We start from the raw sequence: 14,278 nt of genomic DNA, 5'->3' as shown, positions 1-14,278 counted from the left end.
GATGAGTGAGTTTGTCGTGCCCTTGCCAATCATGAATCACTCGCCCACAGGCATCGTAGGTCCACTTTAAGGTGCGGTGTGCATTTTTGGCTTCGGTTAATTGGCCGGAGGCATTGTATTGAAAATCCGTGACACCATCCGGGGTGTTTTCTCGTAATAATCTGCCGAACGGATCACGTTCGAATAAGGTATCGATGCCGTCGCCATTTTGCGGGTCCATCACCGCACGGCTGGCAATTAAATGGCCCGCTTGGTTATAGGCGTAACGGGTGGTACGGCCATCAAAACCCACTTCTTCAGTTAAGCGTTCTTTTAAATCGTATTTTAATTGGTAGCGTTCGCCCTTTTCGTTTAATAACCCAATTAAATTCCGCTCGCCATCATAAGCGTAATGCAGTGCGGTGCCGTCGGGATTAATGCGCTTCGAGACTTGGCTTAAGCCATCGTAAAAATACTGGGTGCTGCGGCCTTCGGCATCGATAATTTCTGAGACTAACCCTTGCGGGTTATAGCGATATTGGGTTTTGGCGCCGTCGGGGGTGGTTACCGCACTGATGCGATCGAGCGAGTCGTATTGGTAATGAGTCGATTGCTTTTGTGCGTGTTTAACTTCAATTAACCGCTGGGCGTTGTCATACACATAATGCTGGGTGCGCCCCATGGGGTCGTGCACGGCGGTGAGTTTGCCGTGATTATTCCAGAGGTAGCGAGTGGTGTTGCCTAAGGCATCGGTTACGCTGCCAACCAACCCGATGGGGTTGTAGGTGTAGGTGGTTTTATTGCCCAGCGGGTCGATGGTGGCTTTAATTTGCCCGCGCAAATTGTAGCGACGCTCCCAGGTGTGACCGTCTGGATTGGTGATTTTGCTGGGCAGGCCACTGGCATTGTAGGCAATGGTGTGTTCGTTACCGGCCACGTCGATTTTTTTACTGAGGCGACCTTGTTTGTCGTATTCGAATTTTTCCGTGCGGTGCTCGTTATGGTGAGCGGGTAAATCCGTTTGCAGTAATTGGCCAAGCGCGTTGTAGTGGTAATGGGTTTCGGCGCCCATTGGGTCTTTGTTGTACACCATATTGCCGCGCTCATCGAAGCGCACCACTTCTACGCCGCCACGGGTATCCGTGACGGTTACCCCTTTGCCGTCGTCATCCCACTGGAAGCGATAGTCGTAAGTGGGCGTATCATTAATGGGATCGCCCCACTGGTGTAAGCATTTCCCGGCCGGCCCCAATTCACTCCATTCCCAATGGAATTGATACCCTGTTTTGAGGGTACGCTGAGTGATCATATGGTTGTTGAATTGGTAATGCTCGCTAAACCCTTGAGTGTCGGTTGCTGAGAGTAAGTCCCCAGCCTCAGAATAGCGGTACTGGGCTAAAGCGGTTTTCTGGCCATCGGCTGTTTCTCGAATGACTTGTTGGATGCGGCCACAGGGGGAAGGCGTTAAATGCAGCGCATCGCCCAATGATGATTCTATTCGAGCTAAACGCCGCCCTTGTGAGGCGTCCTTACTGTAGAGGAATCGGTAATAGTTGCCGTAGTCGTCGGCGATTTGACGTAAGATAAATCGGTTCGGATCACCCTCTCCCGCGTGTTTAAAGTGCTTTTGTACCCCGTCAATGGCGCCATAGGGGGTAATTACCCAGTGCTGATCACTTAGGCGAGTGAGGGTTAAGTGTTCGACGATATTGTGGCTGCGTTCTTGCGGCTCGGGCACCGGGAAGGTAATTCGTCGGCCTTCGTAATCGTGGAACTGCACCTGGGAATCGGGTTGTCCGTCCCACGTTAGGGATTCATCTAGGGTGTGGCTCCAACCAAAACCCAACGGGCTGTCTTTTGCAGCATTACTGCTGCGATAAGCGCGAGCCAGCACCAGTGGCAAAGGGCCATCCAAAACGGCGTCCTGCAAAATGAGCTGTTCTTCACCGGTTTTTAAGTTGATGGGTTCGCTGCGTTTTTCCACCTTTTCGTCGTTGGGTGTTTTGTCATTATTCCCGTTTTCGCCCGTTTCTGTCGAACTGGACTCGGGCTTACTTTCACTATTGGCCTCATCGGCTTTTTGTTTGTCCGCCATTCGCTTTTCTCGGCCTTCTTTGGCCGGGTCAGAGGAGGGCGTTTCTGGGGTTCCGTCGGAGGTAGGGATGTCTTTGTAATCGGCTTTCTCGGCTTTAGCTGCGCGTTTTTTTAAGGCTTTTAATCGACTTTTTTGCGACTTGGCAAACTTCATCATGAGTTCGCCCACTTTTCTAAAGCTTTTGATTAAGCGAATGTTTTTTGCCGCCGCAACGGCTGCGCCCACACCGCCGGTGACGGCAGCTAAGACAATGGTGAGGATAATTTCGAAGACGCCACCGCCCGCAATTTCTGTCCACTCTAGGCTGTGCTGGGCGGCCACATAATCTTTGGCAAACTCCCCTATCATTTGCCGCAAGGAGGGGTCGTCGTAAATTAAGGTGGCGACGTCCATGGCTTGTTCAAATTGGGCGCGGGTAATTTTGGTGGGGTCGAACCCTAACACGTCCACCGCTTCTTTCTTTAAGCCAGTAAGGTACTCGCCTCCTGAGTCTGCGAAGCTTTTATTGTTCGCGGTGTAATCAAAAGCGGCTTTTGATGCAACGTAAGACAAATGCTGGGGCGAGACTTTATGGGCCACTTCCACAATATCTTTTGCCCAGACCGCCAAGCCCCAGGCCGCCTCACCCAACCCCTCGCCAAGCGATTGAACATAGGCACCGGCTTTACCCAATGTGGAACGTTGTTGGTAATCCGCTTCTATTTGCGCCGCTTCAGCTTGTTCCTGGGCAATGATTTGACGTAAGCCCAATTGGATTTTTTGGCGTAATAGCGCCGATTCATTACTGAGCTCGTCCAGTGATAATGGGGCTTCTTTAATCTCTAAACGGTTGTGGACCAGCGCAAGAAAAATGTCTTTTTGCAGTTGATTAAATTGGCGGGGGGCTTGGTATTTTGGGTTGGTTAAATAAGCATTGTGTTGATCTTTCAGCCTGGGTTGTTCTTGAGGCATCAACATGGGCTTTGAGATGTCTTTGGTTAGCCCAAAGTAGTGGCTATGGATACGCTTTAATTCTGAAGAGGGACAGGCACTGACAAACTCAATAAAGTCGAAGTAGGTGTACCGAGTAGAAGGCATGTTTGGCCAGGCAATTTCGAGGGTGTAGCGCTCTCCGTTGGTGGTGGTTACATAAATGGCCATGCCTTGAGTCGTCCTTATTTCAGAGTGTGAGAGTGTTTTTCGACGTTAATGTCTCTGCTATTAATGTCTTTATTATTCGCGTCTGTTCTTTGATGGTTATTGTTTAATACTGATTCGACAAAAAATAAAGATTACATTGTACTAATTTTTATTCTGTTTGATGTGTCAATGTGGATGTTATTTACGCCAAAATTTTCTGAATAGGCTCCTAAAGCCTAGGTATGAGGCAATAAGATGAACAAGAATATTTGTCTGATAAGCCATGGCCTAACTGAAGGGATGATGCAGTTGAAGACATGAGGTAGTTGAAGGCATGGCGTAGTTGAAGACATGACATAGTCGAAAACAGGACGGTATCCAACTGTTCAGGGTTTTTATGACAAAACAGTCTGATAAAAGAGCGTGCCTTAACTGTAGTGGCTGGGTGAGTGGTCGATAACCTAAACAGGTGATCTTCTGTGCGCGAGGTTTGGTCGTCAGAGATCTTAGTCATTGGTTAAGTGGGGTGGTTTATGCTATCGACTTTCGCATCGTCTTTCTTCAGCGCTTCTTCACGATCTGAAACATCGCTCAGCTTTCGTCAAAATTCGGCGCCCCCTCAGCCTGACACTGATGCGCTAGCATTATCGCGTTCGCAACCGAGTATAGAACGTGAACCGCAAGAGGCGGTACGCCCGGTTGAGCCCCGTGGGCGTGATGAAGCCGGCAGCGGCAATAGAGAACGTCGTGGACTTGATTTCAGTGAAGAGGGCTTGGCATTGGCACAGCGGGCACTTGAGCGACCCGTTGCAACCACGAATGATGATACTAATGAGCAAGGCCCGTTTGGGGATTTGGATGGCGTGCCCCCAGAAATGATGACGATGTTTCGCATGATTCAAGAAATCAGTGGCGAAATATCCACCTCACCTTTTGATGAATCGGATTTCAGCTTCGAGTTCAGTTTCAGTCGCTCCATGTCATATTCATCCAGTTTTGCGTTTAGCAATGCGGGTAATGGGCAAGGTGCGTTGTTGAGTATGGAGCAGTCTTCTTCAGTAGAGTTGTCTGTATCAGCATCGTTCTCACTGGGCGATGAGACGTTTAGTTTTGATTTCACAGAAAGCCGTTCGCAATCGTTCAGTGCAGAAATTGCGTTGTCTCAGTCTACAGCGCCTCAATCGTCACCCGCTCGTCGAGAGTTAATTGACCCACTGGTGTTAAATTTCGGTGAGCCGTTGTCTTTTACCGATCAACGCACGTTATTTGATTTGGACGCAGACGGTCAGGAAGAGTCGATTCCGCTTATTGGGGAAAATTCGTATTTTTTGGCGCTGGATCGAAATGGTAATAATGAGATTGATGACGGCAGTGAATTGTTCGGCCCAGCTACCGGCAATGGTTTTGAAGAGTTAGCGTTGTTTGATCAATATAGTTTTGGGGGCAATGGTAATGGCTTGATTGATATTGGGGATTCAATTTTCAATCAATTGAGTTTGTTTCGGCCAGACACGTTTGTGAGTGATTTTATTAATGCGGATAATGTTGAGAATGATTCTGATAATACTCAACAAAATAATGGCAACCTAATTTCTGGTATTAGCCTTCAGCAGGCTGGGGTGTCGTTTATTTATTTGGCGGCAGAACAGGCATCGTTTGAATATGTGGATGAAGACAATAATTTATTGGCTCGTGCTGCCTATGAAAGTACTTATGGTGGGGCGGTATCCGGTTCTATTCAGCATATTGATATTGCCGTGTGACAATGGTCGTATGAAAAAACAACCTGTGAAAAAGTATGGTTAGAAAAGCTTTTTCACAGGCCGACTATTCCTTGGCTAATTCCTTGATGAGTGTTCTACAAACGGTGGATTAAAACAAAAAATATCGAATAATTTGTAGCACCATCAGTAAAGCCAACAGGGGGATTATCCAACGACTGATTTTTTTCACTTCCTCTGGCGAGTATTCTTTCCCGAATTTTTCCAGCAATGGCACAATCACTAATAGTGCAATAGCCAGTACGCCGAGAATCATTAAGAGTGTCATTGTTCTTTCCTTTATCCAAAATGTTTGCTGAGTTTTCTATCCAAGTTAAACGCTATCTCAGTCAAACGCTATACAAATCAAGTTCTACCCAAATCAAGTGCTACCCAAATACAGCGACCGACTGGCGACTTAAGGCAACGGGTTTCCCGCAGGGGCTCCAAATAGTACAGGTATGATTGGCGTAGCCTTCTTTGGCATACAACAATTGAGTATCGAACTGCCAGCCTTCGGCGCTGTATTCTTCTTGATGATGTAAAAACTCTAAGCTCCAGACAAGCGAGCTGGCGGGAATCAGTTTATCAACCATGGATAATGCGGGAGAAGGAATATTATCAGCCAAAGTGACCAGTGCGGTTTCATCTACATTGTCGACATCTTTCATAGAAACATAAATTACCGAATTAGTGTCTTTAATATTGGTGCTTGGCATGTTCCCTTCCACCCAATAGGCATCGAAAAACTGACAAAACTTCGGCATTAAACCTTCAAAATAAGGGCGCGAAATACATTCTTTCAAGGGCTTTTGTATAGGCCGTTTTAATTTTGAACACTCTATTTTTGATTCACGAGCAGCGCCAAAAGCAGCAACCACTAAACAGTGCACATGGCCGTCCACTAAAATGTTGGCTTGCATATGGGTAACGGATTTACCTTGGCGTAATTTAGTGACCGTAACGTGTACTTCCCCAAAGGGTACTGGGCCGATAAAGGTCACTTGTAGTGCTCGCAAAGGCAGAGTTTTTGGTACTTCCTCTCGCATAGATTTAATGGCCATTGCGGTGACTAATCCACCAAACAAGCTACGCCCTTGTGACCAGGCTTCACTGGCGCTAAAGCGGTATCCGGTGTCGGTGCGGGTCATTGTGTTCATCACGTCATAAAACATACAGATTCCAACTTACTTCTATAAAATATAAATGCGTAATAATAGAAATACGCAAAGTATGAATACGTCATCATAGTGCACATCACGATTGCGTTGTATGCATTTTGGACAAAAAATTTGTCAATTTACCTGTTTTTCATCGCGGGTTTGAACAAAAACTCATACTGTAATGGGAAATAATATTCAGGACTCTTGGTTGAATAACGAAAGGGTGTCTTTTCCATAGGCTATCCTAAAGAAGAATAAGGAGGTGATGTTATTTGGGGAATGCGTTAATAATACGTATAACCATTTGGAGGCGATAAGGCGTATTTTTTTATGGCTCATAAAATTTTGGTGGTTGAGGATAACCCAGATAATCAAAAACTCGTTTCGTGGATTTTAGAAGACGAGGGGTACGAATATAAATGTGCGGCAACGGGTGAAGAGAGTTTATCGCTAGTCGATGAAGAACGGTTTGATATGGTCCTTATGGATATTTCTTTACCTGGAATGGACGGCAAAGAAACGACACGCAAGATGCGTGAAAGATCCAATTTAAAAGGCTTACCCATTATTGCAGTGACAGCCCACGCCATTAAAGGTGAGCGTGAATCCATTTTGGAGTCTGGGGTGAATGGGCTCATCACCAAGCCCATTGATGAGGGGGAGCTATTAGCCATACTCCAAAAACATCTATTTTAGTCGGGCTTTTTTTCTTCCTTCTCCGCATACACAACACAATTACGGCCCTGGTCTTTGGCTTGGTAAAGAGCGTTATCCGCGCGAGCGAAGACGGTTGTGGTGGTGTCTTCTTCTTGAAAGTCGGTAATGCCAAATGACGCGGTAATGGTTACGGGCTGATCTTTAAAACGAAAGGCGGCTTGAGAGAGCGCCTCTCGAACCGACTCAAGCACGTTATAGCCTTCTCTGGCATGGGTTTCTGGCAGTAGAATGACAAACTCTTCACCGCCAAATCGGGCGATAAAATCCACTTCCCGTAAGCGTTTTACCAATAAATTCGCGATAATTTTCAAGACTTTATCACCGGTTTGGTGGCCATAGGTGTCATTAAATTTTTTGAAATGGTCAACGTCGCATATGGCAAGGCTCAATGGGTGGCCGTATCGTTGCCAACGCTGAAATTCATGGTGTAGGCGTTGATTAAACGCTTCACGGTTGGGCAATTCTGTGAGAGTGTCAGTGAGTGCTTTTTTACGTTCGGTTTCTAATTCTTCGAGCGCTTCTTGGTGCTCTTGTTCTAAACGCGATAAGCGCTCTTGTACCGCAATAAGCTCGGTATCCAATGTTTGGCCGCTGGTTTTTAGTTGTTCTAACTCACTGAGATTGCTATAGAGCGCTTCGATGTGTTCTTTCACCGAGCCTTTTAGTTCCTGTAAGTCAGAGGCTGCTTGTAGTGCCAGTTCTAGGCGTCCTTGTTCTGATTTCAAGGCATCGTGCACACGGCCACTTAAGGTGACTTGTGAACGATTTTCTGTGGTGGCAATAGACAAGTGTTCATTCAGAAACAGCAAAGCGTCGTTAACTTGGTTGAGGTATTCCGTGAAGGATCGATTTGCCTCTAAATACGCTTGGAGTACTAAGTCACGTACATCTTCCAAGGTTGGTACCAATTCGTACCAATTAAGGCCGTTGGCGATTCGATCTCGGGTGGTGTTGGCCTTGTCTTCCACACAGGGTTCGATGTGAATGGAATCAAGAATATCCGCTAGCACTCGGCTAATGCGAGAGGCAATACGAGAAAAGGCGGGGCCTGCATCCGACTCCTGGCTTGCGATTGTGCGATCATTGACTGGCTCTGCGGTATCATCATTTGGAGAGGTATCATCTGGAGAAGTAGGTTCCTCCCCCTGGTTTTCTTCATCGATAAGGTCGTTGAGTTCCGGTGAGTCAATTTGTTCTGAAGACGTTAACTCGGAAGAAGATTCTTTTAAGGTAGCCTTGGTGCCGGTGATCTTTCCCCACCAACCGGGTTTGGTTTCAATAATGGCTTCCAGAGTTTGTGATTGGAGTTCAGATAACTCCTCCAACATTTTGGGGTACTGATACAGCTTTACAGGGTCTTTTTTCACCGTCTTTTCAAACTGCTTCAGCGCACTGACCAACTCACCGCTGGGGTTCAAGTCTTTCAAGCTTTCTGTCAGAGAGGAAAGAGCCTTAAGGCTAGCGGCATCGTTAGATTCTCGCCGGGCAATTGCTGCGTCTGCACGCTTTTGCAACTCGTCGGTTTGCAGAGCTGTACGGGTGCGAGTTTGGCGCCTGAGGTAGGCGATGACTCGCTCTAGTTCTTCGTCCAGCTGTTCATCCACGCCTAAAGAGGCTTCTGAGAGTTTAATAATGCCTTTGCGAAATTGTTCGATCTGTGCCGCACTGATCTTTTCTATGCGCTCTTGATCACTGAGTGCTTGCAGATACTTCTCTCGCCAACCGGTACTCAAGGGGGACTCTCCTGATTGAAAAAAGATGAAATAGAAACCAATACAGGGGGTGAATCAGATACAGAAGGTTTATTAGGAGTATATGAGGGACTTTACAAAAAAGCCCGCCAAATGCAGGCGGGCTTTGTATTCAGGTGATTCTGAAGAAGGGGGGTTAAGAACGCTCGGCGCGGAGCTTCTCCACTAAAAATTTCGCGACGTTCAACATTTCTTGCTGGCTGCCAGCGAGGTTAGCGCTGATTCGGTACTTACCGTCTACGATAATTTCAGGTGTGCCGGTAATGCCGTAGCCACGAGCGCGGGCATTGGCTTGGTTAACTTGGCTGACCACACCGAAAGACTTATAGGTTTTCATGAACTTTTCTTCTTCCACACCGAATTGAGTGAAGAATTCGGCTAATTCTTCCGGGGTGGCAAGACGCTTACGTTCCACGTTCATGGCATCGAACAGCGGTTGATGTACTTTGTCGAAGATGCCCAACGCTTTGGCGGCGTAGAAAGCGCGTGCGTGAACTTCCATCGGGCCGTTCCAAATGGCGGGAGATCGAACGAAGTTAACATCATTCCCTAAGGTTTTTTTCCACTGGGTAATCACAGGCTCAATTTTAAAACAGTGGCCACAGGCATACCAAAACACTTCAGCGACTTCAATTTTGCTTGGGTCTTCGGTTTTTACAGGGGTGCCAATAACTTGATAATGCTTACCCGCCATATACTGAGTTTCTTTCTTAGCAGGCTCGGCACATGCTGCTAAAGACATCAAAATTGCCAATAGGCCGAACATAACACGCATAGTGTTTCTCCATTTCCAAAGTGATAGCTGTTAGACAGTATTCGGTGTATCGGTTCCATCGCTGAGCGACAAACGCACGATACCCATTGAAGGCTTAACGAAGACTGACATGGTGTCATTCGTTCGAAAAAAAAGTCAGGCATCAAGGTGATAACGTGGCTTCGGTCTCAATCACGACGACATTGTTGTTATTCGGCAGTCAATGTGAGTAAAAAGAAGCCAATAAAAAAGCGGCTTACGCCGCTTTTTCAAATACCGCTGGGATTAGTTCAATCCAGCAATGTAGTTCGCAACCGCCGTAATTTCAGCGTCGCTTAAGTTTTTGGCCACACCGCGCATGGTAGAGCGATCACCGTCATTGGTACGCTCACCACCACGGAAGGCGAGCAGCTGCTTCTCAATGTATTCCGCATACTGACCACCCAAACGTGGATAGCCCGCTGGTGCGTTACCGATTCCGGTTGGTGAGTGGCACCCCATACAAGCCGGGACATTGGTTTCTTTGTTACCACCACGGTAAACACGTTTACCCAGTGCTAAGGCATCTACTTGTGCGCCTGAATTCACTAGAACGTTGAGCTCTTTCGAGCCTGTCAATTGCATGGATTGAGAGGCGAAGAAGGCAGCGATATCTTGCAAATCTTGGTCAGACAAGTTATTCAATAAGCCAGTCATCTCAGGGATGACACGGGCGCCACTTTGTACATCCACCAACTGTTTATGGATGTATTTTTCGCCCAACCCAGCCAGCTTCGGGTAGATTGGAGCGGGGCTGTTCCCATCTGCGCCATGACAACCTGCACAGACGGCAACTTTATCTTTACCTGCCTCCGGGTTACCAGCGGCGGAGGCTTGGCCGGCCAAAAGAGGCGTGGCGGCCACGAAACTTAGAGCAATCATCGCTTGCTTAAAAAGTGTATTCATTGGCTAATCCGTACATTATCAGTCGTACATTTTCAGTATCATTCTGCGGGTGCCTGTTTGCCGTTTCATTCAGGGCCTTTCGGCGCCATGCAACGCGATCTATCGTCTCGTTTGTGCCCGTTACGAATGGTGCATAGCTCGTTACGGGTCGGCCAGGCTACAATAACCGCTTTTCGGCGGCGCAAAAACGGCGACATTATATACTAACGATTTGATATAACACTATTTTCTGGAACCTTATGACCGATTCGATTAACTTCCGTAAAGCATACTACGTTCAAAGTGCCCCTACCTTGCGCGAATGTCCACCTGAAACTGGCGCAGAGGTGGCCTTTGCGGGGCGGTCTAATGCGGGTAAATCCAGTGCCATCAATACCCTTACCGGGAATGGCAAGCTGGCCAGAACCAGTAAAACCCCAGGCCGTACTCAAATGATCAACTATTTTTTTCTGAACGATGACCAGAGATTAGTTGATTTACCCGGTTATGGCTTTGCAAAAGTACCCCTAGCCACCAAACAAAAGTGGGACAAACACCTCTCAGAATACCTTCAAGAGCGGCAAACGCTACGGGGAATGGTGTTGTTAATGGATATTCGTCACCCCATGCAGGAATTCGACACCATGGTGTTGAATTGGGCGGTTGAAGTCGAAATGCCAGTACACATTCTGCTTACTAAAGCTGATAAGTTTAAACGAGGTAAAGCTAACGGTACTTTGTTGCAAGTCAAGAAGCATTTGCAAGAAGCGCAAGTGGAAGATTTGGTGTCGGTGCAAACCTTCTCGTCACTCAAAAAAGAAGGAGTGAAAGAACTGGAGAGGGTGTTAAATCAGTGGCTGGCTTTGGAAACTGAAGCCGAGGACCTTCCAACAGAAGGCTAATCCGTTTTTAACGCGGTATTTCGGTAATAATTTTATTGCCGAGCCAATAAAAGAAAGCCCTACGTACGGGGATACGTAGGGCCAAGCACACTTTAGGGAGAGATCCGCATTAAGCGGAGAAGTCAACAACAGAAGCAATAGATGGTTCTATCTAATCTTCAAATACTCTGACTACCCCTTCACGCTTTAGTTCAACACTTTTTTAAAAAGTTGCTTTGCTAGTGTGCTTCGTCCCAGTTATCGCCCACACCCGCTTCTACCAACAACGGTACACTTAGCTCTGCAGCGTTAGACATCAGCTGACAAAGCTCCTCTGTGATGATATCTACCTGATCTTCAGCCACTTCCAATACCAATTCATCGTGTACTTGCATAATGATGCGGGCATCTAGGTTGCGCTCGTTTAGCCAGTTGTGCACGTTCACCATGGCCTTTTTAATGATATCGGCGGCGGTGCCTTGCATTGGCGCGTTAATCGCGGTGCGTTCTGCGGCTTGACGACGCATCCCGTTGCGAGAATTGATTTCGGGCAGGTGCAACCGGCGACCAAATAAGGTCTCTACATATCCACTTTTGGCCGCATTTTCGCGAATGTCGTCCATGTATTGGGCGACACCGGGGTAACGTTCAAAGTAACGGTCGATGTACTGCTGGGCGTCGTTACGGCCGATGTGTAATTGCTTCGCCAAACCAAACGCCGACATACCGTAAATCAGGCCGAAGTTAATGGCTTTGGCACTGCGACGTTGATCGTTGGTGACGTCTTCTAAGGCCACTCCAAACACTTCCGCAGCAGTGGCTTTGTGCACGTCTTGGTTATTTTGAAAGGCGCTGAGCAGCCCTTCATCCCCCGACAGGTGCGCCATAATGCGTAATTCAATTTGCGAGTAATCTGCAGCGACAATTTTGTAGCCTTTGGGGGCCACAAACGCTTGGCGAATACGACGGCCTTCAGCGGTGCGGATGGGAATATTCTGTAAATTCGGGTCGGACGAAGAAAGACGACCGGTGGCCGTAACCGCTTGATGATAAGAGGTGTGTACCCGCCCCGTGGCTGGGTTAATCATTTGCGGCAGTTTATCGGTGTAGGTGGATTTTAACTTCGCCAAACTGCGGTATTCCAACAGCAGTTTGGGCAGAGGGTAATCCAACGCCAGTTCTTGTAACACTTCTTCTGCAGTTGAAGGGGCGCCGCTTTTGGTTTTTTTGATCACGGGCAATTGCAGCTTTTCAAATAAGATGGCTCCCAATTGCTTTGGCGATGCCAAGTTAAATTCTTCCCCAGCAATATCAAAGGCGTCTTTTTGCAGTGTGGTTAAGCGGGCGTCCAATTCTTGGCTGTGTGCACCCAGTCGATTCGCATCGATCAATGCACCGGTGCGTTCAACGTCGGATAACACCGGTACTAAGGGCATTTCGATGGTGTTAAAAACCTCTTGAAGGCGGGGTTCGTCTTCCAGTTGTGCCCACAGCGTTTGATGGAGCGACAGGGTGATATCCGCATCTTCCGCCGCGTAGGGGGCGGCCTGCTCTAAGGGGATTTGATTGAAGGTAAGTTGCTTCGCCCCTTTCCCGGCGATGTCTTCAAAATGAATGGTGCTGGCGGCTAAGTAGGTTTCGGCGAGGGTGTCCATATCGTGGCGGTTGGATGTGGAGTTCCACACGTAGGATTCCAGCATAGTATCGAAGGCGATGCCTTGTAAGGTGATGCCATGGTTGGCCAAGACGCTACGGTCGTATTTTAGGTTCTGGCCAACTTTGGCCTGTTCTGGGTTTTCCAGCAGGGGCTTGAGTTTGTTCAGGACGAACTCGAGCGATAACTGTTCAGGTGCCCCCATGTAGTCATGGCTACAGGGGACGTAAGCGGCTTCATTGGGTGAGACTGAAAACGACACCCCCACCACTCGCGCTTCCATGTAGTTCAAGCTGGTGGTTTCGGTATCGAACGCAAACACCTCAGCATTTTGAAGTTTTTCAATCCAGCTATCCAGTTCGGTTTCTTCAAGGATGGTGACGTACTGCTTTTCGATGGGTTCTGCGGCGGCTGCCGTATCCGCATCGCCTGTAGACGGGCTATCTTGAGGTTGGCTTTCTAATTCTTTAACCCAGCTTTTGAATTCCATGTCTGTGAATAACTCATGCAACGCCTTCTGGTCTGGGGCCTCCAGCGCAATGCCTTCGGGTTCTACTGGTAGGTCAACATCCAATTTAATGGTGGCCAATTCGTAAGAGAGGAAGGCATCGTCTTTGTTGGTTTCCAATTTAGCGCCCATGGTTTTCGCCCCGCGAAACGAGAGCGTGCTGACTTTATCCAAGTTGTTGTAGATATCCTCAAGGCTGCCTAACCCCTGAAGTAAGGCTAACGCGGTTTTCTCACCCACACCGGCGACACCAGGGATGTTATCCACTTTGTCCCCCATTAAGGCGAGGTAATCGATGATGAGATTAGGCGGTATACCGAACTTATCCACAACGGCGGCTTCGTTCATCACGGTGTTGGTCATGGTGTTGACCAAGGTAACGTGCTCATTCACCAACTGGGCCATGTCTTTATCCCCGGTAGACACCACCACTTCGATCCCCTTAGCGGATGCTCGGGCCGCTAGGGTGCCGATCACATCGTCTGCTTCCACCCCGTCGATTACTAACATTGGTAGCCCCATGGCCTGAATAATCTTGTGGATAGGTTCGATCTGTAAACGCAGGTCATCTGGCATGGGCGGGCGTTGGGCTTTGTATTCTGGGTAGATGTCATCTCGAAAGGTTTTGCCTTTCGCGTCGAAAATCACCGCGATGGGGCTGTTTGGATACGCCTTAATGAGGCTGCGTAACATGTTGATAACGCCTTTCACAGCACCGGTAGGTTGCCCTTTGCTGTTGTTGAGCGGGGGCAGCGCATGAAAGGCGCGATAAAGATAAGAAGAGCCATCAACGAGAACGAGCGGGGAAGTGTTATCAGTCATACAAAGGAAGTTTCGATTGTTGTGGTGAATGGAAAGGTGGGCCAGTCATTGAGGTAGAAGCTGCTTACATAGACCTACTTCGCATAGAGTTACTTACATAGACCTACTCACATAGGGTTACTCAACAGAATTTGGTAACAGGCCGCTTACC

At 47.9% G+C, this 14,278-nt stretch carries 11 protein-coding genes; 4 read left to right on the top strand and 7 right to left on the bottom strand.

Features of this window, described 5'->3' with window-relative positions:
- On the bottom strand, nt 1-3,214 hold a 3,214-nt coding region (locus LU351_RS18115; RefSeq protein ID WP_232595509.1), incomplete at its 3' end, for a DUF6531 domain-containing protein.
- 512 nt (nt 3,215-3,726) lie between these two features.
- Between LU351_RS18115 and LU351_RS18110 the strand changes: the two genes are divergently transcribed.
- Nucleotides 3,727-4,956 (top strand): hypothetical protein, encoded by a 1,230-nt coding sequence (locus LU351_RS18110; RefSeq protein WP_232595508.1) that lies wholly within the window; start codon nt 3,727-3,729, stop codon nt 4,954-4,956.
- A 109-nt stretch (nt 4,957-5,065) separates the two neighbouring features.
- On the opposite strand, the gene LU351_RS18105 is transcribed toward LU351_RS18110, so the two are convergent.
- The gene (locus LU351_RS18105) at nt 5,066-5,242 is read right to left on the bottom strand and encodes a hypothetical protein (RefSeq protein WP_232595507.1); all 177 of its coding nucleotides are present in this window, start codon (nt 5,240-5,242) and stop codon (nt 5,066-5,068) included.
- Nucleotides 5,243-5,342: 100 nt separating this feature from the next.
- Entirely contained in the window at nt 5,343-6,128 is a 786-nt protein-coding gene (locus tag LU351_RS18100; RefSeq protein WP_232595506.1) for a thioesterase family protein, read from the bottom strand.
- A 318-nt stretch (nt 6,129-6,446) separates the two neighbouring features.
- On the opposite strand from LU351_RS18100, the gene LU351_RS18095 reads away from it, so the two are divergent.
- On the top strand, nt 6,447-6,812 hold the full coding sequence (locus LU351_RS18095; RefSeq protein WP_232595505.1) for a response regulator: 366 nt from the start codon (nt 6,447-6,449) through the stop codon (nt 6,810-6,812).
- Here the strand turns inward: LU351_RS18095 and LU351_RS18090 are convergent.
- Complete coding sequence (locus LU351_RS18090; RefSeq protein ID WP_232595504.1) at nt 6,809-8,566, bottom strand: GGDEF domain-containing protein; 1,758 nt, start codon at nt 8,564-8,566, stop codon at nt 6,809-6,811. The two genes, LU351_RS18095 and LU351_RS18090, sit on opposite strands and share 4 nt — an antisense overlap.
- Before the next feature lie 15 nt (nt 8,567-8,581).
- Here LU351_RS18090 and LU351_RS20830 point away from each other — a divergent pair, with 15 nt between their 5' ends.
- Nucleotides 8,582-8,704 (top strand): hypothetical protein, encoded by a 123-nt coding sequence (locus LU351_RS20830; RefSeq protein ID WP_269783527.1) that lies wholly within the window; start codon nt 8,582-8,584, stop codon nt 8,702-8,704.
- A gap of 16 nt (nt 8,705-8,720) precedes the next feature.
- Here the strand turns inward: LU351_RS20830 and LU351_RS18085 are convergent, their stop codons facing one another.
- Together LU351_RS18085 and LU351_RS18080 are read right to left on the bottom strand one after the other, a co-directional pair.
- Entirely contained in the window at nt 8,721-9,359 is a 639-nt protein-coding gene (locus tag LU351_RS18085; protein ID WP_232595503.1) for a thiol:disulfide interchange protein DsbA/DsbL, read from the bottom strand.
- 264 nt (nt 9,360-9,623) lie between these two features.
- Nucleotides 9,624-10,283 (bottom strand): c-type cytochrome, encoded by a 660-nt coding sequence (locus LU351_RS18080; protein WP_416053970.1) that lies wholly within the window; start codon nt 10,281-10,283, stop codon nt 9,624-9,626.
- A gap of 239 nt (nt 10,284-10,522) precedes the next feature.
- On the opposite strand from LU351_RS18080, the gene yihA reads away from it, so the two are divergent.
- Complete coding sequence (gene yihA / locus LU351_RS18075) at nt 10,523-11,164, top strand: ribosome biogenesis GTP-binding protein YihA/YsxC (protein WP_232595502.1); 642 nt, start codon at nt 10,523-10,525, stop codon at nt 11,162-11,164.
- A gap of 218 nt (nt 11,165-11,382) precedes the next feature.
- Here the strand turns inward: yihA and polA are convergent, their stop codons facing one another.
- Entirely contained in the window at nt 11,383-14,127 is a 2,745-nt protein-coding gene (gene polA, locus LU351_RS18070; protein ID WP_232595501.1) for a DNA polymerase I, read from the bottom strand.
- Between the last annotated feature and the right edge of the window lie 151 nt (nt 14,128-14,278).

This window comes from Marinibactrum halimedae, assembly GCF_021234875.1.
GTDB classification, from domain to species: Bacteria; Pseudomonadota; Gammaproteobacteria; order Pseudomonadales; family Cellvibrionaceae; genus Marinibactrum; species Marinibactrum halimedae.
The sequence above is the reverse complement of the archived record's forward strand: the minus strand, read 5'-3'. Positions and strand labels throughout refer to the sequence as shown.

Excerpts from the sequence above, each read along its gene's own strand:
- LU351_RS18100 (WP_232595506.1), bottom strand. The coding sequence starts at position 6,128 with ATGTTTTATGACGTGATGAACACAATGACCCGCACCGACACCGGATAC.
- LU351_RS18105 (WP_232595507.1), bottom strand. The coding sequence starts at position 5,242 with ATGACACTCTTAATGATTCTCGGCGTACTGGCTATTGCACTATTAGTG.
- LU351_RS18085 (WP_232595503.1), bottom strand. The coding sequence starts at position 9,359 with ATGCGTGTTATGTTCGGCCTATTGGCAATTTTGATGTCTTTAGCAGCA.
- LU351_RS18095 (WP_232595505.1), top strand. The coding sequence starts at position 6,447 with ATGGCTCATAAAATTTTGGTGGTTGAGGATAACCCAGATAATCAAAAA.
- LU351_RS18110 (WP_232595508.1), top strand. The coding sequence starts at position 3,727 with ATGCTATCGACTTTCGCATCGTCTTTCTTCAGCGCTTCTTCACGATCT.
- LU351_RS18080 (WP_416053970.1), bottom strand. The coding sequence starts at position 10,283 with ATGAATACACTTTTTAAGCAAGCGATGATTGCTCTAAGTTTCGTGGCC.
- polA (WP_232595501.1), bottom strand. The coding sequence starts at position 14,127 with ATGACTGATAACACTTCCCCGCTCGTTCTCGTTGATGGCTCTTCTTAT.
- yihA (WP_232595502.1), top strand. The coding sequence starts at position 10,523 with ATGACCGATTCGATTAACTTCCGTAAAGCATACTACGTTCAAAGTGCC.